Annotated in this window: 21 protein-coding genes; 6 read left to right on the top strand and 15 right to left on the bottom strand. The window is 54.7% G+C overall.

Features of this window, described 5'->3' with window-relative positions; all coding sequences use genetic code 11:
- Nucleotides 1–224 precede the first annotated feature (224 nt).
- The 3 genes from ltgA to FGL10_RS10360 all read left to right on the top strand — a co-directional run bounded on the left by ltgA (nucleotide 225) and on the right by FGL10_RS10360 (nucleotide 3,154).
- Entirely contained in the window at nucleotides 225–2,075 is a 1,851-nt protein-coding gene (gene ltgA / locus FGL10_RS10370) for a lytic transglycosylase LtgA (protein WP_036470380.1), read from the top strand.
- Between the two features lie 288 nt (nucleotides 2,076–2,363).
- Nucleotides 2,364–2,576, top strand: coding sequence for a 30S ribosomal protein S21 (rpsU, locus tag FGL10_RS10365; RefSeq protein WP_002214819.1), 213 nt, complete (start codon nucleotides 2,364–2,366; stop codon nucleotides 2,574–2,576).
- Nucleotides 2,577–2,707: 131 nt separating this feature from the next.
- The gene (locus FGL10_RS10360) at nucleotides 2,708–3,154 is read left to right on the top strand and encodes a GatB/YqeY domain-containing protein (RefSeq protein ID WP_036470386.1); all 447 of its coding nucleotides are present in this window, start codon (nucleotides 2,708–2,710) and stop codon (nucleotides 3,152–3,154) included.
- A gap of 324 nt (nucleotides 3,155–3,478) precedes the next feature.
- Here the strand turns inward: FGL10_RS10360 and FGL10_RS10350 are convergent, their stop codons facing one another.
- The 14 genes from FGL10_RS10350 to FGL10_RS10285 all read right to left on the bottom strand — a co-directional run bounded on the left by FGL10_RS10350 (nucleotide 3,479) and on the right by FGL10_RS10285 (nucleotide 13,593).
- Nucleotides 3,479–3,871 (bottom strand): ClpXP protease specificity-enhancing factor, encoded by a 393-nt coding sequence (locus FGL10_RS10350; RefSeq protein ID WP_036470384.1) that lies wholly within the window; start codon nucleotides 3,869–3,871, stop codon nucleotides 3,479–3,481.
- A gap of 68 nt (nucleotides 3,872–3,939) precedes the next feature.
- Nucleotides 3,940–4,545 carry a glutathione S-transferase N-terminal domain-containing protein gene (locus FGL10_RS10345; RefSeq protein WP_003711050.1) on the bottom strand — a complete coding sequence of 202 codons (606 nt, stop codon included), beginning with the start codon at nucleotides 4,543–4,545 and terminating at the stop codon, nucleotides 3,940–3,942.
- Between the two features lie 254 nt (nucleotides 4,546–4,799).
- Entirely contained in the window at nucleotides 4,800–6,476 is a 1,677-nt protein-coding gene (locus FGL10_RS10340; RefSeq protein WP_003711049.1) for an ArnT family glycosyltransferase, read from the bottom strand.
- A 145-nt stretch (nucleotides 6,477–6,621) separates the two neighbouring features.
- A complete protein-coding gene (locus FGL10_RS10335; RefSeq protein ID WP_003711048.1) occupies nucleotides 6,622–7,251 on the bottom strand; it encodes a CadD family cadmium resistance transporter in 630 nt (209 codons plus the stop codon).
- 314 nt (nucleotides 7,252–7,565) lie between these two features.
- The gene (rpmE, locus tag FGL10_RS10330; RefSeq protein ID WP_003713538.1) at nucleotides 7,566–7,781 is read right to left on the bottom strand and encodes a 50S ribosomal protein L31; all 216 of its coding nucleotides are present in this window, start codon (nucleotides 7,779–7,781) and stop codon (nucleotides 7,566–7,568) included.
- A 507-nt stretch (nucleotides 7,782–8,288) separates the two neighbouring features.
- Nucleotides 8,289–8,777: a peroxiredoxin family protein gene (locus tag FGL10_RS10325; protein ID WP_003711041.1), complete on the bottom strand. Its 489-nt coding sequence runs from the start codon at nucleotides 8,775–8,777 to the stop codon at nucleotides 8,289–8,291.
- Nucleotides 8,774–9,157 (bottom strand): acyl-CoA thioesterase, encoded by a 384-nt coding sequence (locus tag FGL10_RS10320; RefSeq protein WP_003711040.1) that lies wholly within the window; start codon nucleotides 9,155–9,157, stop codon nucleotides 8,774–8,776. The genes FGL10_RS10325 and FGL10_RS10320 overlap by 4 nt, the downstream gene beginning before the upstream one ends.
- Complete coding sequence (locus FGL10_RS10315) at nucleotides 9,157–9,519, bottom strand: hypothetical protein (protein WP_036470376.1); 363 nt, start codon at nucleotides 9,517–9,519, stop codon at nucleotides 9,157–9,159. Before FGL10_RS10315 ends, FGL10_RS10320 begins: the two co-directional genes overlap by 1 nt.
- A gap of 124 nt (nucleotides 9,520–9,643) precedes the next feature.
- On the bottom strand, nucleotides 9,644–10,471 hold the full coding sequence (locus FGL10_RS10310; RefSeq protein ID WP_003711038.1) for an MlaA family lipoprotein: 828 nt from the start codon (nucleotides 10,469–10,471) through the stop codon (nucleotides 9,644–9,646).
- Entirely contained in the window at nucleotides 10,468–10,746 is a 279-nt protein-coding gene (locus FGL10_RS10305) for an STAS domain-containing protein (RefSeq protein WP_003711037.1), read from the bottom strand. The genes FGL10_RS10310 and FGL10_RS10305 overlap by 4 nt, the downstream gene beginning before the upstream one ends.
- Before the next feature lie 50 nt (nucleotides 10,747–10,796).
- Nucleotides 10,797–11,387: an MlaC/ttg2D family ABC transporter substrate-binding protein gene (locus tag FGL10_RS10300; protein ID WP_003711036.1), complete on the bottom strand. Its 591-nt coding sequence runs from the start codon at nucleotides 11,385–11,387 to the stop codon at nucleotides 10,797–10,799.
- A gap of 33 nt (nucleotides 11,388–11,420) precedes the next feature.
- Entirely contained in the window at nucleotides 11,421–11,918 is a 498-nt protein-coding gene (gene mlaD / locus FGL10_RS10295; protein WP_003711035.1) for an outer membrane lipid asymmetry maintenance protein MlaD, read from the bottom strand.
- A 50-nt stretch (nucleotides 11,919–11,968) separates the two neighbouring features.
- On the bottom strand, nucleotides 11,969–12,745 hold the full coding sequence (gene mlaE, locus FGL10_RS10290; RefSeq protein WP_003711034.1) for a lipid asymmetry maintenance ABC transporter permease subunit MlaE: 777 nt from the start codon (nucleotides 12,743–12,745) through the stop codon (nucleotides 11,969–11,971).
- Between the two features lie 47 nt (nucleotides 12,746–12,792).
- A complete protein-coding gene (locus tag FGL10_RS10285) occupies nucleotides 12,793–13,593 on the bottom strand; it encodes an ABC transporter ATP-binding protein (RefSeq protein ID WP_036470382.1) in 801 nt (266 codons plus the stop codon).
- Between the two features lie 172 nt (nucleotides 13,594–13,765).
- Here FGL10_RS10285 and FGL10_RS10280 point away from each other — a divergent pair, with 172 nt between their 5' ends.
- Nucleotides 13,766–14,683 carry a helix-turn-helix transcriptional regulator gene (locus tag FGL10_RS10280; protein WP_036470374.1) on the top strand — a complete coding sequence of 306 codons (918 nt, stop codon included), beginning with the start codon at nucleotides 13,766–13,768 and terminating at the stop codon, nucleotides 14,681–14,683.
- A gap of 107 nt (nucleotides 14,684–14,790) precedes the next feature.
- Nucleotides 14,791–16,233, top strand: coding sequence for an aldehyde dehydrogenase (aldA, locus tag FGL10_RS10270; protein WP_003711029.1), 1,443 nt, complete (start codon nucleotides 14,791–14,793; stop codon nucleotides 16,231–16,233).
- A gap of 81 nt (nucleotides 16,234–16,314) precedes the next feature.
- On the opposite strand, the gene ppk2 is transcribed toward aldA, so the two are convergent.
- A complete protein-coding gene (ppk2, locus tag FGL10_RS10265) occupies nucleotides 16,315–17,244 on the bottom strand; it encodes a polyphosphate kinase 2 (RefSeq protein WP_003711028.1) in 930 nt (309 codons plus the stop codon).
- A 168-nt stretch (nucleotides 17,245–17,412) separates the two neighbouring features.
- Here ppk2 and FGL10_RS10260 point away from each other — a divergent pair, with 168 nt between their 5' ends.
- On the top strand, nucleotides 17,413–19,293 hold the full coding sequence (locus FGL10_RS10260) for a bifunctional chorismate-binding protein/class IV aminotransferase (protein ID WP_003711026.1): 1,881 nt from the start codon (nucleotides 17,413–17,415) through the stop codon (nucleotides 19,291–19,293).
- Nucleotides 19,294–19,351 lie beyond the last annotated feature (58 nt).

The raw sequence follows: 19,351 nt of genomic DNA, 5'->3' as shown, positions 1-19,351 counted from the left end.
CTTCGTCGCCTTGTCCTGATTTTTGTTAATCCACTATACCGTCTGAAACGGGCAAAGGCAGCGGTTCGCACCCAAACGGCAAATGATTGAAAAATATAAATTATGTCGGAAACATTCCAAAGGCGGTGCAGTTTCGGCATATAATTCGGGCAAACGCCTGTTCAGACGGCATTTTGTCTTTTCCAACCCTGACCGTTCAGGGTTCCGATTCTTAAGGAAATCCGATGTACCTACCCTCTATGAAGCATTCCCTGCCGCTGCTGGCGGCCCTGGTGCTTGCCGCGTGTTCTTCGACAAACACACTGCCAGCCGGCAAGACCCCGGCAGACAATATAGAAACTGCCGACCTTTCGGCAAGCGTTCCCACCCGCCCTGTCGAACCCGAAGGAAAAACGCTGGCAGATTACGGCGGCTACCCGTCCGCACTGGATGCAGTGAAACAGAAAAACGATGCCGCCGTCGCCGCCTATTTGGAAAACGCCGGCGACAGTGCGATGGCGGAAAATGTCCGCAACGAGTGGCTGAAGTCTTTGGGCGCACGCAAACAGTGGACGCTGTTTGCACAGGAATATGCCAAACTCGAACCGGCAGGGCGCGCCCAAGAAGTCGAATGCTACGCCGATTCGAGCCGCAACGACTATACGCGTGCCGCCGAACTGGTTAAAAATACGGGCAAACTGCCTTCGGGCTGCACCAAACTGTTGGAACAGGCAGCCGCATCCGGCTTGTTGGACGGCAACGATGCCTGGAGGCGCGTGCGCGGACTGCTGGCCGGCCGCCAAACCACAGACGCACGCAACCTTGCCGCCGCATTGGGCAGCCCGTTTGACGGCGGTACACAAGGTTCGCGCGAATATGCCCTGTTGAACGTCATCGGCAAAGAGGCGCGCAAATCGCCAAATGCCGCCGCCCTGCTGTCCGAAATGGAAAGCGGTTTAAGCCCCGAACAGAGCAGTTTCGCGTGGGGCGTATTGGGGCATTATCAGTCGCAAAGCCTCAATGTGCCTGCCGCCTTGGACTATTACGGCAAGGTTGCCGACCGCCGCCAACTGACCGACGACCAAATCGAGTGGTACGCCCGTGCCGCCTTGCGCGCCCGACGTTGGGACGAGCTGGCCTCCGTTATCTCGCATATGCCCGAAAAACTGCAAAAAAGCCCGACCTGGCTCTACTGGCTGGCACGCAGCCGCGCCGCAACGGGCAACACGCAAGAGGCGGAAAAACTCTACAAACAGGCGGCAGCGACGGGCAGGAATTTTTATGCCGTACTGGCAGGGGAAGAGTTGGGGCGCAAAATCGATACGCGCAACAATGTTCCCGATGCCGACACAAACAGCGTCCTCCGTATGGCGGAAGACGGCGCGATTAAGCGTGCGCTGGTACTGTTCCAAAACAGCCGAACCGCCGGCGATGCGAAAATGCGCCGTCAGGCTCAGGCGGAATGGCGTTTCGCCACACGCGGCTTCGACGAAGACAAGCTGCTGACCGCCGCGCAAACCGCGTTCGACCACGGTTTTTACGATATGGCGGTCAACAGCGCGGAACGCACCGACCGCAAACTCAACTACACCTTGCGCTATATTTCGCCGTTTAAAGACACGGTAATCCGCCACGCGCAAAATGTTAATGTCGATCCGGCGTGGGTTTACGGGCTGATTCGTCAGGAAAGCCGCTTCGTTATGGGCGCGCAATCCGGCGTAGGCGCGCAGGGGCTGATGCAGGTTATGCCCGCCACCGCGCGCGAAATCGCCGGCAAAATCGGTATGGATACCGCACAACTTTACACCGCCGACGGCAATATCCGTATGGGGACGTGGTATATGGCGGACACCAAACGCCGCCTGCAAAACAACGAAGTCCTCGCTACCGCAGGCTATAACGCCGGCCCCGGCAGGGCGCGCCGATGGCAGGCGGACACGCCCCTCGAAGGCGCGGTATATGCCGAAACCATCCCGTTTTCCGAAACGCGAGACTATGTCAAAAAAGTGATGACCAATGCCGCCTACTACGCCTCCCTCTTCGGCGCGCCGCACATCCCGCTCAAACAGCGTATGGGCATTGTTCCTGCACGCTGACGTACCGATGCCGTCTGAAACCCGCCCTGTCTTTCAGACGGCATTTTTATCCCGAACGGCATTGACGGCGAACCATAAATATAAGACAATCCGAAAATTGTTTTTCCTGCTTTTTCAAGCAGCTTGACACGGCACAAGCCGACCCGTTAGGAGGTGATGTTTCCGTCACGGCGCGTATCCCGCCGCCGCAAGGCACAGCGATACGGTAAACCTTCAACACCGTCCGCCCTACCCTTTCCACCGATATGATGGGCAGATGAAACAACCGAATTTATTAAAGGAAATAAAATGCCTGCAATCCGCGTAAAAGAGAATGAACCATTTGAAGTCGCTATGCGCCGTTTCAAACGCGCCGTAGAAAAAACCGGCCTGCTGACCGAGCTGCGCGCCCGCGAAGCCTACGAAAAACCGACTACCGAACGCAAACGCAAAAAAGCGGCAGCCGTAAAACGCCTGCAAAAACGCCTGCGCAGCCAACAACTGCCGCCCAAAATGTACTAAACGTTCAAGTACAGATTACAGGTCAGCCCTGTGATATGAAGACACACCGCAAGACCTGCTCTGCGGTGTGTTTTGCTTTTCAGACGGCATCGAAACCCGCCGTTTCCATCCGACATTCCAGCGAGGACATTATGAGCCTGAAAATCCGCCTTACCGAAGACATGAAAACCGCGATGCGCGCCAAAGACCAAGTTTCCCTCGGCACCATCCGCCTCATCAACGCCGCCGTCAAACAGTTTGAAGTGGACGAACGCACCGAAGCCGACGATGCCAAAATCACCGCCATCCTGACCAAAATGGTCAAACAGCGCAAAGACAGCGCGAAAATCTACACTGAAGCCGGCCGTCAGGATTTGGCAGACAAAGAAAACGCCGAAATCGACGTACTGCACCGCTACCTTCCCCAAATGCTCTCTGCCGGAGAAATCCGTACTGCGGTCGATGCCGCCGTTGCCGAAACCGGCGCGGCAGGTATGGCGGATATGGGCAAAGTGATGGGCGTATTGAAAACCCGCCTCGCCGGCAAAGCCGATATGGGCGAAGTCAACAAAATCCTGAAAGCCGTGCTGACCGCCTGATTGCCCGAATATCGGACAAAATGCCGTCTGAAGCCCGTATCGCAGGTTCAGACGGCATTTTCATGGTTTGATGATATTTATAAAAATTTTGCAACACGCTCATGCACAGCAACTGCCGCTGCTCGTTGGCGTTGCCGCTCTATCGCTTGGTTAGCTGCACCATAATTGCACTCTAATGCTGATGCAATAACGTCCCAATATCGAATTGGCAGGGGCAACACGGTTTCGATACACCGAAACGGGTTTTGCCGATAAACGGATTCCGTTTGCGCCCCATCGGACAAAATGCCGTCTGAAACACGATTCCGTTCAGACGGCATAGATTTATTTGACCAATTTCAAGCCTTTTTTGACGGGTCGGGGCGCGGTTTCGGCAGAGGTGTTTTCAGGCGGCGTGTCGGGGCGGTACTCCTCCAATTCAAACCCCATACCTTCTCCGGTCTCCCGTGCAAAAATGCTGAGGACGTGTCCGACAGGTATCCATATATCGTGCGCCTGTCCGCCGAAGCGGGCGGAAAAACTGATCCAATCGTTGTCGATTTGAAGGTTTTGCGTGGCGGTCGCGCCGATGTTGAGCATAATTTCGTTGTCGCGGACGTACTGCATGGGGACACGCGTGTGTTCGTTGACACGGACAAGGATGTGCGGTGTGAGACTGTTGTCGCTGCACCATTCGCAAAGTGCGCGGAGGATATAGGGTTTGGTGGAAGTAGTCATAATGCTCCCCATAATGTGCCTGAATATAGAAATGCCTGAAACCGTCAGGTTTTACAGGCATTTCAAACTTATTTGCGCATCGCCTTTTCCGCAGGTGTCAGCGCGTCGATAAAGGCTTCGCGTTGGAAGATGCGCTCGGCGTATTTGAGCAGCGGCGCGGCACTTTTGCCCAGTTTGACATCGTAGTGGTCGAGCCGCCACAGCAGCGGGGCCAGGGCGACATCAATCATAGAAAAATCTTCGCCGAGAATGTATTTGCTTTTGCTGAACGAAGGGGCGAGCATGGTCAGACCGTTGCCGATGGCTTCGCGCGCTTTTGCCTGTTCCTTGTTGGTGGCGGCGGGGTTTTCCAACACTTGGACGTGGTTGAACAATTCTTTTTCCATACGGTACAGCACCAGCCGGCCCCGGCCGCGCATAACGGGATCGCCGGGCATAAGCTGCGGATGAGGGAAGCGTTCGTCGATGTATTCGTTGATGATGTTGGACTCGTGCAGCACCAAATCGCGCTCGACCAGCACAGGGACTTGGTTGTACGGGTTCATGACGGCGAGGTCTTCGGGCTTGTTGTAAATATCGACATCTTTGATTTCAAAATCCATACCTTTTTCGTACAAAACGAAGCGGCAGCGGTGGCTGAAGGGGCAGGTAATGCCGGAATAGAGGGTCATCATAATAATTGTCGCTCCTGTGTGATGCCTGCAAAACAGCTGATTTATAGTGGATTAACAAAAACCAGTACAGCGTTGCCTCGCCTTAGCTCAAAGAGAACGATTCTCTAAGGTGCTCAAGCACCAAGTGAATCGGTTCCGTACTATCTGTACTGCCTGCGGCTTCGTCGCCTTGTCCTGATTTTTGTTAATCCACTATATAAAGATTTAATCGCGCAATTATACGCAATTTCCGGCACTTAATCCAGAAACTCGGTTCAATCTGTTGTTTTTAATATATTTTCCCCGGTTTTCCGTATCAGTGCGAACTTACTGTCTTTGTTGCGCGGGCGCGCACCCTGCCAGACCGTCTGCCAGCCTTGCGGCGCATCCGCGTTTTGGGGCAGGCGGACGATGCGGTAGCGGCATTGTACATCGCCGACGCGGTGCGGCAATGTGCCATACTGCGTCCAAACAATCCGCGTGTGCAGGTCGCCGCCGCCTATGCCGATACACTCGATGCCGTCTGAAAGCTCCCGTTTCAATTCCGGGGAAAGCGATGCCTCCATACTCCGGACGACGGGCGCGTGGCTTTTCGCCGCGTCCAGCCACGGCAGGAACAGCGTCATCAGCAAAGCCCAGGTCAGGGTAACGCCTGCCGCCCAGTTGGTAACCGCCTGCCTGCCGCGTATGTTTTTCCGGGTAATCGCCCACAGCCACAAGGGTGTGAACAGTACGGCAACCGCCATCGGAATGGGATCGGTGTCAGGAACGTAATACGGGCTGAAGTAGGCGGCGCGTTCGGCAAGCTTGGCGGGCCAGCCGTAATTCATCGCAAAGAAGCCCGTCCACAGGAACACGGCAAACAGTCCGAACGCCATAATGCCGAACCAGTTGACAAACGCCGCCGCGCCGCGCCTCAGGCTGTCCAGTTGCGCCGCGCCGAACAGGGCAAGCGGCGGCAGCAACCAAACGAGGTTGTCCTGAAAACGCTGCGGATTGGCGGCAAGCAGTACCAAAACGGCAGCCATCCAGACAACGCCCAAAATCCCCCAATCGGTTGAAAACAGGCGCGTGCGGCATACCGTCCAAACCGCCAGCGGCAGCGCAGGCAATGCAAACCAAAGCAGATTTTTCAGATAGTAAAACAAACTGAATGCCGTCTGAATGTGCCGCACGCCGCCGAACGTACCGAAAACGTGATAGTCGAGCCATTGCGCGAACAGCGCGGGCTGCGTTTTTGCCAAGAGCAGGGGATAGACGGTCATCAGCGGCAGGGCAAAGGCAAGCGAGGCGACTGCCGTCAACATCAAACGCCTGCTTTGCCACGGACGGAAAAACATCAGCACGGGCAGGGGCAGCATCAGCGCAAATGCCGCCGGATAAGCTGCCGCCAGCGACATCAGCGTCCAACCCGTACCGAGCAGGAAAGAGGCGGCAATCACGCGCCGGCGTGCCAGCGAGTAGCCGTGCAGCACCAGCCCTGCGGCGGCAAAGGCGGCGGCGGCGGGGTTGAGGAAATGGGCAACCGGAATCAGCCCGATACAGCCGATAAGGATTAAAACAACGCTGCGCCCGTGGTGTCTGCCCAAAAAGTTGAAACCGGCAAAGCCGCAGGAAGTCAGCCCGACAACGGCGAAAAACACGCCGGCAAAGCGTGCGGCATCATACGGGTCGGCAGCCCACGGTGACAGCAAATGTTTGAACGCGGCGGCAACCCAAAGATACACGGGCGGTATGCCGAAATCGGCATTCCCGAACAGATGGGCAACCAAGGGGGTGGGGCTGCCTGCCAGTGCTTCGACGGCGGTATAGACGGCAGGTTCGTCAGGATTCCACAAATCGTGGGAAAACACGCCGGGCCACAACCAGGCAAACGCCATCAACAGCAGCAGCCACGGCTTTTCGTGGGTTTTGGCGGGCGGGCGGGCATCGGGCGGGGTATAGGTCAGCATAAGCGTGAGAAGAAATGGATGGATTGCCAAGTGTAGCAAATATTCGCACAAAGGTCGTGCAGAGACTGCTTCAGACGGCATCAGACACAAAAAGACCGGCAACAAAAAAGACTGCACAGGGCAGTCTTTGCAGATACTATCTTTTTCATAATATTTTTTCCCGGCCCGACACAGTCCATAGCATATCAAAACTGTTGTTTCCAATCAGGATATATATCCCCAATCCTAAATAAACAACGGCAACAAACCATCTGCTATATTTTTCCAAAGTTTCTCCGACAGAAGAGACTTGTGCCAATTTTTGGGCAGAAAAAACCAAGAGATAAATCATGACTAGAAAGGTAAGTAAAGCCACTATCAAATTCGCTGAATTTAAGGTAGTAAAATATGGGACAAAGACACCAATATTGTCAGCGCCACAACTTGCAAAAGTAATCATAGCGACTAGAAAAATCAGGTTTTTATTATCTTTGCGCAAACCCTCTTTGGCAATAGCCTCTCCATCGGAATCTCCTAAAAGCAAAACTTTGAGGCCTAGGAAAATCGGAATCAAGCCGAGCAAACCTAAAATCTCTTTACTAGGAATATAATCTAAGACAAATGCAAAAAGCAAACTTAGCAATATCAGGCTAACAGAGCCTAGAAATTGTCCTAAATAGATGTTAATGATGTCTTTTCTGCTTTTCCTTTTGGCAAAAAATAACATTAGGATAATAAGTAAGTCTACGGCTGTCCCAGAATACAGGATTATTGAAGTAACGACATTTTGAATCATAAAACATCTCATTCAAATATATTTTTGAATGTATTCAAACATTAAACCTTGTAGATGTCAACTTCAACCCCGTCAAAATATAGTGGATTAACAAAAACCGGTACGGCGTTGCCTCGCCTTCGCTCAAAGAGAACGATTCTCTAAGGTGCTCAAGCACCAAGTGAATCGGTTCCGTACTATCTGTACTGTCTGCGGCTTCGTCGCCTTGTCCTGATTTTTGTTAATCCACTATATAGATAAGAAGTCAGTGTGCCAAATATTAAAAAGCCCTGCCATCGAAATGATGGCAGGGCTTAATTCTTGCAAAGCGGCAATCAGCGTTTGAACAGGTTGCCGAATTTGTTGTTGAATTTGTCCACGCGACCGGTGGTATCGACGATTTTTTGGGTGCCGGTATAGAACGGGTGGCACAGGGAGCAAACCTCGATATTGAAGTTTTCTTTTTCCATCGCGGATTTGGTTACGAATTTGTTGCCGCAGGAGCAGGTAACGTTGACTTCGTGGTAGTTCGGGTGAATACCTTGTTTCATTTGATTTCCTTTCAAAAAAGCGGGCATAGGGGATGTACCTATGCTTCAGACAAGCTCGGCATTCTCGCTATTTTCTGTTGTTTCGTCAAGAGGATATTCGATAAAATGTAAAAAGTCCGTGCCGGAGGGGGCTTTATGGGGCGTTTCGGCACAAGACGGCGCATAAAGTGCCGCCCCGGACGGAATGCGCCCGAAGCCGGCTGCCGGGAAAGATAACGGCGGAAGGAATATTTTTTATTCGAGCAATGGCAAGTTTGACAGCCAAACGCTTTAAAGGCGGTACGGAATCCGCCGTTTTGCCGGAAGGCAGTCTAGTGACGGAGGGGCATCGTACCGGCACGCGGTTCGGGTGCGCCTGCAAAAGGCATCCCCCGCCCTTTGGCTTCGGGCAGTCCGGCAACGGTAAAAAACCGCCGGAAGATGAAATGCCGTCTGAAGCCGAACATGCAAAAAGCAGGAACGCGCCCGCATCCCTTCCTTTGCGTTCGGACGGCAGGGCAAATGTGTTTATTGCGCCAGCGCGGTATCGATTTCTTGGTAGAGTTTGCCAAAATCGGGTTCGCCGACGTAGGTTTTGAGGATTTCGCCTTTTTTGCCGATAAGGACGGAAGTCGGATAAACCTGTGTGCCGAACGCCTGTCCGACGGCTTTGTCCGCATCATACATGACGGCAAAGGGCAAGCCGTAGTCTTTGACATATTGGCGGACGCTTTCTATCGGATCGATAGGCTGGGCGACGGCGAGGACTTGGAAATCTTTATTTTTGTAGTCGTTTGCCGTTTTGATGACTTTGGGCATTTCGCTCACACAACCGGGACAGGAGGGAAACCAAAAATTAATCAGGGTTACTTTGCCTTGCAGGTCGGCGTTGGAAACGGTTTTTCCGTGCAGGTCGGGCAGCGAAAATGCGGGGGCGGTTTTGCTGTCGGGAATCAGGACGGCGGCAAGAAGGATGCCGACCAAGACGACGGCGGCGGCGGTGAGTATTTTTTTCATTCGGACAAGGCTTCCAGTGCGCGGGCAAGGGTGGCGGGCAGGCTGACGGTGCGTTGTGTGGCGGCGTGGACGGGCATCAGGGTGATGTCGGCTTCTGCGGCGGTTTTGCCGTTTGGCAGTGTAATCGTCTGGGTCAGCACAATGCGGCGCGTGCCGGGGGTTTTCAGACGGCATGAAAACTGCAATACGTCGCCTTCGACGGCGGGACGGCTGTATCGGATGTCGATGCGGGCGACAATCAGTATGAGGCCTGCCAACTCGTGCAGCAGTCCGCGTTCTTCAAAAAACGCCCAGCGCGCTTCTTCGAGAAATTCGAGGTAGCGCGCATTGTTGACATGGCCGTAGCCGTCGAGATGGTAATTGCGGACGGTCAGCTTCATCAGTTCAGGTTGATGGGTTGGAAGGCTTCGCGGGCAAGCGGTTCGTGTTCGAGGTCGGTGATGACGGTAGAAAGCTGGATGTCGAACCATTCGTTGAAAATGTCGGCATCGAGTTCGGGCCACTCGCGTTCGTCTTCGCACCAGTCGGCAAGTTCGGCGGCGAAAATGTCTTCAAAACGGGTTTCGATTTCGTCCCATACTTCGTCGGCGGTTTCGCACGGGCGGACAAGGTAGGAATTGGCATCGGCTTGGATGTCTTCGAGGGTCAGTCCGTCGAGGTGGTTGCCCGGCAGGGTTTGCAGCCAGTTCCAGAAGGGTTCGAGCGGAATGAGGACGAATACGCTGCGGTTGACTTCGTACATGGTTTTTCCTTTGCTGTCGCGCGGTATGCGCAAAAAAGGGATTATAGCCCAATCTGTAGTGTCGGACTGTCCGTTCCGACAGAAGGGAATGCCGTCCGAACACGGATTTTCAGACGGCATGGCTTTAGGGTTGTGTTCCGGGTTGCGTTTCGGCTTCCCCTGCTGCTTCTGCCTGTGTTTCGGATACGGAATCTTCTTGAACGGCAGTTTCCGCCGCCCCGGTTTCGGCACTTTCGACCAATTCGTCGATGTCGATGTTATCTTCCGTACCTTCGGCAGGTGTTGCACCGGTCTGCCGCGCGCGGACCTTCATATAGAAATCGCGCATATAACTGTATTTGTCGATGGCGGCATCATCAAGGCTGTCGGTCAAATCGAGCAGGCCTTCGCGGGTGCTGACGGCGGAGGCGGCAGCCGTACCCCAACGTCCGGCGGGGGTGCGGAAGACGATATTCTTGGGCGGGTAAACGGAGGTAATGCCCGTGCCGAGCGCGTCGCGGACGGTGGACGGCCCTAAGACGGGCAGCACGAAATAATTGCTGTTTTTCCATCCCCACGAGGCAAACGTGTCGCCCAAGGTGTTTTTATTGTCGGGAACGCCGCCCGCGCCGGCGATGTCGATCAGTCCGCCCAAACCGAAAGTGGTATTGATGCCGACACGGACAAGGTCTTCGCTTGCGCGTTTGATGTCCAAGCGCAAGATATTGCTGCCGAAGCTGACTACGTCGCGCAGGTTGTTAAAAAAATTGGACACGCCGGCGCGGACGGGTTTCGGCGTGACTTTGCGGTAGCCGCGTGCGGCAGGGGCGAAAATGTAGCGGTCGGCTTGGTCGTTGAATTTGGAAACGGCGCGGTTGTAGCCTTCATAAGGGTCGGCAGGGCGGGTTTCTGCAAATGCAGGGACGGAAGCGAACCCGATCAGCAGGAGGACGGCGTAGGCGGTTTTTTTCATGATTTCAACCAGTCTTTGATTTCGTACAGTTCGGACAGCGCGCGCACGGATTCGGGAATGCCGGTCAGACCGATGCTGTCTTTGCGTCGGCGCAATATTTCGAGCAGCAGCGACACGCAGGCGGAATCGGCACGCTTTACACCGCCGAAATCGACGGCAATGGTTTCTTTCAAACGGCATTGCTGCCGGAAACGCTCAAAAGCCTCCCCGGTCAGGGTTTTGACGGTGATGTCGCCGCCGATGTGCAATATTCCGTTTTTGAGTTCTGTATGCATAGCGTTTGCTCGGAAAACCCATACCGCCCTCGGACGGTATGGTTTGTCGGTTATTTGCCGCCGTTTTTGGCTTTCAACTCGGCAATCAGCCCGTCGATGCCTTTCGCTTTGATGATTTCGCCGAATTGGTTGCGGTACACGGTAACCAGGCTCGCTCCTTCGATGGCGACGTTGTAGGCACGGTATTTGCCGCCGTTTTGGTAGGTGGTGAAGTCCATATTGACGGCTTGCTGCCCGGAAAGCCTGATTTCGGCGCGGACGATGATTTCTTTGCCGCCCTTATTGACGATAGGGTTGTCTTTGATATTGACGTTGGCGTTTTTGAATTTCAGCATCGTGCCGGAATAGGTGCGGATCAGCAGGGTTTGAAATTCTTTGGCCAATGCTTGTTTTTGCGCGTCGGACGCGGTGCGCCAAGGGTTGCCGACCGCCAGTGCGGTCATGCGTTGAAAATCGAAATAAGGGGTCGCGTAGGCTTCGGCTTTTTGGCGGGCGGTGACAGCATCGCCGCTTTTTAAGATGCCCAATACCTGAGTGGCGTTTTGACGGATTTGGTTTACCGCGTCGGCAGGGGCGGCAACCGCCATACCGATGCTCAAGATACCGATGCACAGTGCGCCGATAAGGGAGGTTTTTTTCATGATTCAGTGTCCTATAAATATGGTGTTGTACGTTTATTCGGCGGTTTTTGCCGCATCATTGCCGTCTGCCGCGTTTTTCTCGGCGAAGCCGGTCATGAATTTGCCGATCAGGTTTTCCAAAACAATGGCGGAGCTGGTAACGGAAATGGTATCGCCTGCGACAAGATTCTCGATGTCGCCGCCTTGTTGCAGACCGATATATTGTTCGCCCAACAGGCCGGAAGTCAGGATTTGTGCGGAAACGTCGCTGCTGAACTGATATTTGCCGTCCAAATCGAGGCGGACTTTCGCCTGATAGGATTTCGGATCAAGCCCGATAGCGCCGACGCGTCCGACCAATACGCCTGCGGATTTGACGGGGGCATTGACCTTCAAACCGCCGATGTCGCCGAAATCGGCATAAACGGCGTAGGTTTTGTCCGAACCGCCGAACGCCGCGCCGCCCGCCACGCGGAAAGCGAGAAAGGCAACCGCCGCCGCGCCGAGCAGGACGAACAGTCCGACCCAAAATTCCAATACGTTCTTTTTCATTAAAGTTCCTTGAATATCCGATGTTCCGCGTTTCGTCTTCAGACGGTCTGTCAATCTGTAAACATCCACGCGGTCAATATAAAATCGACCGCCAAAATCGTCAGGGCGGACGAAACCACCGTGCGCGTGCTGGCGCGCAAAATGCCTTCCGAGGTCGGGACGCAGTGGAAGCCCTGATGCACGGCAATCAGCGTTACCGCCACGCCGAACGCGACGGATTTAATCAGACCGTTGATTACGTCGTAGTGTATCGTAATGTTGTTCTGCATTTGCGACCAGAAAATACCGCTGTCCAAGCCCAGCCAAGTTACACCGACCAAATACGCGCCGAAGATGCCCGCCACGTTGAAAATCGAAGCCAAAAGCGGCATGGAAAACACGCCCGCCCAAAAGCGCGGGGCAACCACGCGGGCAACAGGGTTTACCGCCATCACGTTCATCGCTTCGAGCTGTTCGGTCGTTTTCATCAAACCGATTTCGCTGGTCATCGCACCGCCCGCGCTGCTGGCAAACAGAATCGCCGCCAACACGGGACCCAGTTCGCGCAACAGCGAAGCCGCGACCATATAGCCCAAAATATCGGCGGATTTGAATTTCGACAACTGCGTATAGCCCTGCAAACCCAAGACCATGCCGACAAACAGCCCCGAAACGGCAACAATCAGCACCGACAGCACGCCGGCGAAATACACTTGGCGCACGCTCAGGCGCGGACGGACGAAAGCCGTACCGGATTTCGCCAGAATATTCAGCAGAAACAGCGTGATACTGCCGAGAGATTGAATAAGGCCGAGGGTTTTCGCCCCGACGGAACGGATAAAATTCATAAATTTCTATATGTAAGGTTCAACGGTTTCAGACGGCACCTGCTCATTTACCCGAGCAAATCCTGCTGCAACGACGTTTGCGCCGGATAACGGTATGCTACGGGGCCGTCTGCCAGCCCGCCGACAAACTGGCGCACCCAAGGCGAATCCAGTTCGCGCATTTCCTGCGGCGAGCCGGAGAACATAATTTCGCCGTGCGCCAAGAAAATCACCTGATCGACGATTTCCAAAGATTTTTCAATGTCGTGCGTTACCATAACGCTGGTCGAACGCAAAGCCTTGTTGACGCGGCTGATCAAGTGGGCAATCACGCCCAAGGAAATCGGATCGAGGCCGGTAAACGGTTCGTCGTACAACATAATTTCGGGGTCGAGCGCAATCGTGCGGGCAAGCGCGACGCGGCGCGACATCCCGCCGGACAACTCGGACGGCATCAGGTTTTCCACGCCGCGCAGACCGACCGCGTTCAGTTTCAACAAAACCAAATCTCGAATCACCGCTTCCGGCAGTTGCGTCAGTTCGCGCATCGGAAAAGCAATATTGTCAAATACAGACAAATCGGTAAACAGTGCGCCGTGTTGGAACAACACACCCATACGGCGGCGGTGTTCGTACAATTCGTCAGCCGAAAAGCCCGACAAATCACGTCCTTCAATCAAAACCTGCCCGGACTGCGGACGAATCTGTCCTGTAATCAGCCTCATCAGCGTGGTTTTGCCGCTGCCCGAACCGCCCATCACGGCGGCAAAATTGCCTTGCGGAATGCTGAAATTGATGTCGTTCAGAATCGGGCGGTCGCCATACGCAAAGGCGACGTCTTTCATTTCGATAAAGGGGGATGGGCTCATGTACGGGCGGACGGTAGGTTTGACGGCGTGCATTTTAAGGCTTATCGGGAAGATGGGCAATTTTCAGACGGCATACGGGCGGCAGGTGTTGTGAAAATGCCGTTGTCGGCGGCGGATTGTTTGCTGTGGCGAAAAATGTTATCTTTCAAATGATAACCTTTATCAGAAAACTATGGAAAAAGCAGAACATTTGAACAGCAGCCGGTTCGTCAGCCTGGCGAACGACGGGGGCGGAGATTATGTGGAAGGCGGCTACCGTTTCGATACTTTGTCCAACGGCATTTCCATCCACGGCGGTACGGTAACGGCACGGTGCGATTTTTGCAGCAGCCGCCTTGCCGAACCTTATGTGTCGTTCGTGCTGTTGCTGGAAGGCTCTTTGAACTTCGGCATCAACCGGAGCCGATTCCAAATCGATGCGGACGGCGGCAAGATCGTCCTGATTGCTGTCGGGGAAGAAGTCCTGTTCAGCCGCTATCTTTACCGAGGCGGCAAAACGGTCAAAATGACCATTAAAGGTATGGAACAATGGCTGCTGCGTCCGGAATACGCGCGTTTCGCACCCCTGCTTTACCGCGAACCGGTCAGGATATGGGATTTGTCCCCAAACCTGCGCGGCTTGGCGGCATCCTGCCTGCAAGCCGTCCCAAAGGGGCATTTGGGCGAAACATTGCGCCGCGAGGCGGACGTTTTGCGGCTGCTGTCGGATTTGTGGGACACGGTTTCAGACGGCATCGGGCCGGCGGCAGGAGAAACGGCGGAAGCAGACGCTATGCCGTCTGAAGACTTCAGCCGCACCCTGAATGCCGCGTTTGCCGACGGCGCACACCAAGTCAACCGGCTGACAGACGCGCTGAACATCAGCGAAAGGACGCTGCAACGCCGTATGCGCGACCATTTCGGCATTACCGCAAGCGAGTGGCTGCACCACAAACAAATGCAGCACGCGCTCTATCTGTTGCAAAACGGGGATAAAAGCATAGGCGAAACCGCATATTTATGCGGCTACCGCCACGTTTCCAGCTTTACTCAGGCATTCAGGCAATATTTCGGCAGCACGCCTGCGGAAACCAAAAAAGAAAACCGGTAAGCCGCATTTGATTTCAAACCCGAAATCCGTATGTAAAGAAACTTGTACGGCAATTTATTTGGGAATAAACTAAAACTACATCTGACTACAAAACCGGAGAACCCGAAATGAAACAATTGGCCATGTACATCAACGGACGCTTTGAAAACGATTTCAACGGCGAATGGCGCGACGTATTGAACCCTTCCACCGAAGAGGCCATCGCCCGCGAACCCAAAGGCGGCAAAGCAGACGTTGACCGCGCCGTAGCGGCGGCGCGTGCGGCGCAACCGGCTTGGGAGCGTCTGCCTGCGGTCGAACGCGGCGCGTATTTGCGCAAAATCGCCCAAGGCATACGCGAACGCGCCGACGAGCTGACCGACACCATCGTTGCCGAAGGTGGCAAAACCAAAGACTTGGCGCGCGTGGAAGTGATGTTCACCGCCGACTATCTCGATTATCAAGCCGAATGGGCGCGCCGTTACGAAGGCGAAATCATCCAAAGCGACCGCCCGCGCGAAAACATTTTATTGTTCAAACGTCCGCTGGGCGTGATTGCCGGCATTTTGCCGTGGAACTTCCCCTTCTTCCTGATTGCCCGCAAAATGGGCCCCGCTTTGGTAACGGGCAACACCATCGTCGTCAAACCCAGCAGCGTAACCCCGATCAACTGCCACATCTTCGCCAAAATCGTCGATGCGGTCGGATTGCCCGCAGGCGTGTTCAACGTAGTGAACGGCCCTGGCGCGGAAATCGGCAATGCCTTGTCCGCCCATCCGCAAGTCGATATGGTCAGCCTGACCGGCTCCGTCGAAGCAGGCCGCCAAGTGATGGAAGCCGCTTCCGCCAACATCACCAAAGTCTCGCTAGAACTCGGCGGTAAAGCGCCTGCCATCGTTTTGAAAGACGCGGATTTAGACTTGGCGGTAAAATCCATCTTGGCTTCGCGCGTCGGCAACACCGGTCAAATCTGCAACTGCGCCGAGCGCGTCTATGTCCACAGCAGCCTGAAAGACGCGTTTATCGAAAAAATGACCGCCGCGATGAAAGGCGTGCGCTACGGCAACCCTGCCGAAGCCGAAGCCGGCGCGCTGGAAATGGGCCCGCTGATTGAAGAGCGCGCCGTCAAAGCCGTTGCCGAAAAAGTGGAACGGGCAGTCAAACAAGGTGCGAAACTGGTTTGCGGCGGCAAACGCGCCGAAGGACGCGGCTATTTCTTCGAGCCGACCCTGCTGACCGACACCGACAACAGTATGGACATTATGAAAGAAGAAACCTTCGGCCCCGTTCTGCCTGTTTCCGCTTTCGACACGCTCGACCAAGTCATCGCACTGGCTAACGATTGCGAGTTTGGTCTGACCAGTTCTGTTTATACGACTAATTTAAACGAAGCCTTCTACGTTACCCGCCGCCTGCAATTCGGCGAAACCTACATCAACCGCGAAAACTTTGAAGCCATGCAAGGCTTCCACGCAGGCTGGAAAAAATCCGGTATCGGCGGCGCGGACGGCAAACACGGTTTGGAAGAATATCTGCAAACCCAAGTCGTTTATCTGGAAACCGACATTTAACGCCGCTTTGAAACCCCGATAGAAAATGCCGTCTGAACCCGTTTTCAGGTTCAGACGGCATTTTTATTGCTTCACCGGCAATCAGTCATGACCGAGGTCGATGTTTTTGTCTTTGTAGCGCGTATCGGGGACGAGGACGATTTTTTCATCCACTTTGCCGATGGCTTTCACGTCTTTGCCCGGGTAGTCCAACTGGTGCAGGAAGTAGCGGATACAGTTCAAACGGGCGCGTTTTTTGTCGTCGGAACGGATGATGACCCAAGGCGCGTCGCCGGTGTGGGTGTGGAAGAACATGGCGTTTTTGGCTTCGGTGTAGTCGTCCCAGCGGTCGAGCGACTGGATGTCCACGGGGGACAGTTTCCAGTGTTTCAGGGGGTCGTCGCGGCGGGAGATGAAGCGGCGCAGTTGTTCTTCGCGGGATACGGAGAACCAGAATTTGAACAGATGGATGCCGCTGGCGACGAGCATACGTTCCAATTCGGGTGTTTGGCGCATAAAGAGCATATATTCGTTGGGTTCGCAAAAGCCCATCACGCGCTCCACGCCGGCGCGGTTGTACCACGAGCGGTCGAAGAATACCATTTCGCCCGCAGTCGGCAGGTTTTGGATGTAGCGTTGGAAATACCATTGTCCGCGTTCGGTGGTGGTCGGTTTTTCCAGTGCGACCACGCGCGCACCGCGCGGGTTTAAATGTTCCATAAAGCGTTTGATCGTGCCGCCCTTGCCTGCCGCGTCGCGGCCTTCAAACAGGCTGACGATGCGCTGGCCGGAGTCTTTGACCCAGCTTTGCACTTTCAGCAATTCGATTTGCAGTTTGGCTTTTTCGGCTTCGTAGGCGGCGCGGCGCATACGTTTGCGGTAGGGGTAGTTTTCGGGCAGCGGGGCAGTGCCGGAATCTTCGGCAGAACCTTTGCCTTCGTGTTCCAAAACAGCTTTTTCAAATACTTGGAGCTGGTCTTGCTTTTCGCCCAATTCTACGTTTTCAAACGGTTGCAACTGGTGGTCTGCCATAAAGGCCTCCTTGGTTGTGTTCAGGTTGGAAATGAAAATCCGTTTTCACAATTTTACACCTTCTCCCCCGCTTTCTCTACATAAAATTACATTTTGCCGATATTTGCCGAATTATCTGAAAATATGTGTAAAAAGAGCGTATAATCAAAACATTTGCCCCGGATTGCTATGTCCTATTTCACCCTGTTTGACGATGCCGTAAGCGGCCGCGCAAAACTCTGTCAAAATCATGTGGAAAGCCGTTTTTTCCATTATAAGGAACTGGATTTGCTGGACGATGCGCTGCAAAAGGGCTGGCAAAAAGGGCTGCATGCCGTGTTGTTTGCAGACTACGGATTCGGTTTGCCGCTGATGGGGGTTGAGTCCGAACGCGGCGGCAATCTTGCCCTGCACTGGTTTGCCGACTGCGCCGACACCGATGCCGAAAGCTGGCTTGCCCAAAATTCAGACGGCATCCCCGCCGGCATTTCCACGCCGCAATCCTCCGTATCCGAAGCCGATTACCTCGACCGCATCCGCCAAATCCACGAAGCCATCCGGCGCGGCGACACCTATCAAATCAACTACACCACCCGCCTGCACCTGCAAGCCTACGGCAATCCCGTCACCCTCTACCGCCGCCTGCGCCAACCCGTCCCCTATGCCGTCTTGTCCCACCTGCCCGATGCACAAGGGCAATCCGCGTGGACGCTGTGTTTTTCGCCCGAACTCTTCCTCAAAATCGCTTCAGACGGCATCGTCGCCACCGAGCCGATGAAAGGCACCGCGCCGATTTTGGACGACGGGCAAGACGAACGCCGCGCCGCCGAGTTGCAAAACGACCCGAAAAACCGCGCCGAAAACGTGATGATTGTCGATTTGCTGCGTAACGACCTCGGCAAAATCGCCCGAACCGGCAAAGTATGCGTGCCAGAGCCGTTTAAAGTATCGCGTTTCGGCAGCGTTTGGCAGATGACCAGCACCATCCGGGCGCAAGCCCTGCCGCACACCTCGTTCGCCGACATCCTCCGCGCCGCCTTCCCCTGCGGCAGCATCACCGGCGCGCCCAAAAAAATGAGTATGCAGATTATCGAATCGCTCGAAGCCGAACCGCGCGGACTTTATACGGGCAGCATCGGCTATTTGAACCCGTGTTCCGGCGGCTTGGGGTTTGAAGGCATATTCAACGTCGTTATCCGCACCTTATCGCTCAAACCCGTTTCGGCTTCAGACGGCATTGTTTCAGGCATCGGCGGCTCGGATTCAAACGCGCAAGCCCGAACGGCAGGGCAAGGCGGGGCAACGCCACATCCGTTTGAAGCCAATCCGCCGTATCGGGGCGTGTACGGTGTCGGTTCCGGCATCGTCATCGACAGCGACCCCGCCGCCGAATATCGGGAATGCGGCTGGAAAGCCCGTTTCCTCAACGAATTGCGCCCCGATTTCGGCATTTTTGAAACCCTGCGCGTCGAAAACGGACGCTGCGCCCTGCTCGACCGCCACCTATGCCGTCTGAACACCGCCGCACGCGCCCTCAACCTGCCCCTGCCCGACGGCTGCGAAAATCAAATCAAACAATACATTGCCGACTTGCCCGACGGCGCGTTCCGCGTCAAAGCCCTGCTCGCTTCAGACGGCATCAGCCTGTCCCACGCCGTTTTAAACCATTTGGCTGACAAACAACGCGTCATCATTTCGCCCGCCGTCCTGCCCGCACAAAACTACCTGCGCCGCTTCAAAACCACTCACCGCGCCCTCTTCGACCAAGCGTGGCAAACCGCCGAAACACAAGGCGCGTTCGACAGCCTGTTTTTCAATTCGGACGGCATCCTGCTCGAAGGCGGCAGAAGCAACGTCTTCATCAAACATCGCGGACAATGGCTTACGCCCTCTTTAGATTTAGACATTTTAAACGGCATAATGCGCCAAGCCGTGTTGGACGAACCGCAAAAATATTTGCAAACAAATCAAGTAATCGAAACACACATCACACAAAAAACACTGCAAGAAGCCGAAGAAATCCGCCTCTCCAACGCCCTGCGCGGCGTATTTGCCGCCGCCCTTGCCTGAACGCGCAAAAATGCCGTCCGAACCTGCTGCCGCAAAGTTCGGACGGCATTATCCCACC

The organism is Neisseria lactamica, assembly GCF_901482445.1.
Lineage (GTDB): Bacteria > Pseudomonadota > Gammaproteobacteria > Burkholderiales > Neisseriaceae > Neisseria > Neisseria lactamica.
The sequence above is the reverse complement of the archived record's forward strand: the minus strand, read 5'-3'. Positions and strand labels throughout refer to the sequence as shown.

Bases quoted from the DNA above. Each gene is read 5' to 3' on its own strand.
- ltgA (WP_036470380.1), top strand. From the start codon at position 225: ATGTACCTACCCTCTATGAAGCATTCCCTGCCGCTGCTGGCGGCCCTG.
- rpsU (WP_002214819.1), top strand. From the start codon at position 2,364: ATGCCTGCAATCCGCGTAAAAGAGAATGAACCATTTGAAGTCGCTATG.
- FGL10_RS10360 (WP_036470386.1), top strand. From the start codon at position 2,708: ATGAGCCTGAAAATCCGCCTTACCGAAGACATGAAAACCGCGATGCGC.
- FGL10_RS10350 (WP_036470384.1), bottom strand. From the start codon at position 3,871: ATGACTACTTCCACCAAACCCTATATCCTCCGCGCACTTTGCGAATGG.
- FGL10_RS10345 (WP_003711050.1), bottom strand. From the start codon at position 4,545: ATGATGACCCTCTATTCCGGCATTACCTGCCCCTTCAGCCACCGCTGC.
- FGL10_RS10340 (WP_003711049.1), bottom strand. From the start codon at position 6,476: ATGCTGACCTATACCCCGCCCGATGCCCGCCCGCCCGCCAAAACCCAC.
- FGL10_RS10335 (WP_003711048.1), bottom strand. From the start codon at position 7,251: ATGATTCAAAATGTCGTTACTTCAATAATCCTGTATTCTGGGACAGCC.
- rpmE (WP_003713538.1), bottom strand. From the start codon at position 7,781: ATGAAACAAGGTATTCACCCGAACTACCACGAAGTCAACGTTACCTGC.
- FGL10_RS10325 (WP_003711041.1), bottom strand. From the start codon at position 8,777: ATGAAAAAAATACTCACCGCCGCCGCCGTCGTCTTGGTCGGCATCCTT.
- FGL10_RS10320 (WP_003711040.1), bottom strand. From the start codon at position 9,157: ATGAAGCTGACCGTCCGCAATTACCATCTCGACGGCTACGGCCATGTC.
- FGL10_RS10315 (WP_036470376.1), bottom strand. From the start codon at position 9,519: ATGTACGAAGTCAACCGCAGCGTATTCGTCCTCATTCCGCTCGAACCC.
- FGL10_RS10310 (WP_003711038.1), bottom strand. From the start codon at position 10,471: ATGAAAAAAACCGCCTACGCCGTCCTCCTGCTGATCGGGTTCGCTTCC.
- FGL10_RS10305 (WP_003711037.1), bottom strand. From the start codon at position 10,746: ATGCATACAGAACTCAAAAACGGAATATTGCACATCGGCGGCGACATC.
- FGL10_RS10300 (WP_003711036.1), bottom strand. From the start codon at position 11,387: ATGAAAAAAACCTCCCTTATCGGCGCACTGTGCATCGGTATCTTGAGC.
- mlaD (WP_003711035.1), bottom strand. From the start codon at position 11,918: ATGAAAAAGAACGTATTGGAATTTTGGGTCGGACTGTTCGTCCTGCTC.
- mlaE (WP_003711034.1), bottom strand. From the start codon at position 12,745: ATGAATTTTATCCGTTCCGTCGGGGCGAAAACCCTCGGCCTTATTCAA.
- FGL10_RS10285 (WP_036470382.1), bottom strand. From the start codon at position 13,593: ATGAGCCCATCCCCCTTTATCGAAATGAAAGACGTCGCCTTTGCGTAT.
- FGL10_RS10280 (WP_036470374.1), top strand. From the start codon at position 13,766: ATGGAAAAAGCAGAACATTTGAACAGCAGCCGGTTCGTCAGCCTGGCG.
- aldA (WP_003711029.1), top strand. From the start codon at position 14,791: ATGAAACAATTGGCCATGTACATCAACGGACGCTTTGAAAACGATTTC.
- ppk2 (WP_003711028.1), bottom strand. From the start codon at position 17,244: ATGGCAGACCACCAGTTGCAACCGTTTGAAAACGTAGAATTGGGCGAA.
- FGL10_RS10260 (WP_003711026.1), top strand. From the start codon at position 17,413: ATGTCCTATTTCACCCTGTTTGACGATGCCGTAAGCGGCCGCGCAAAA.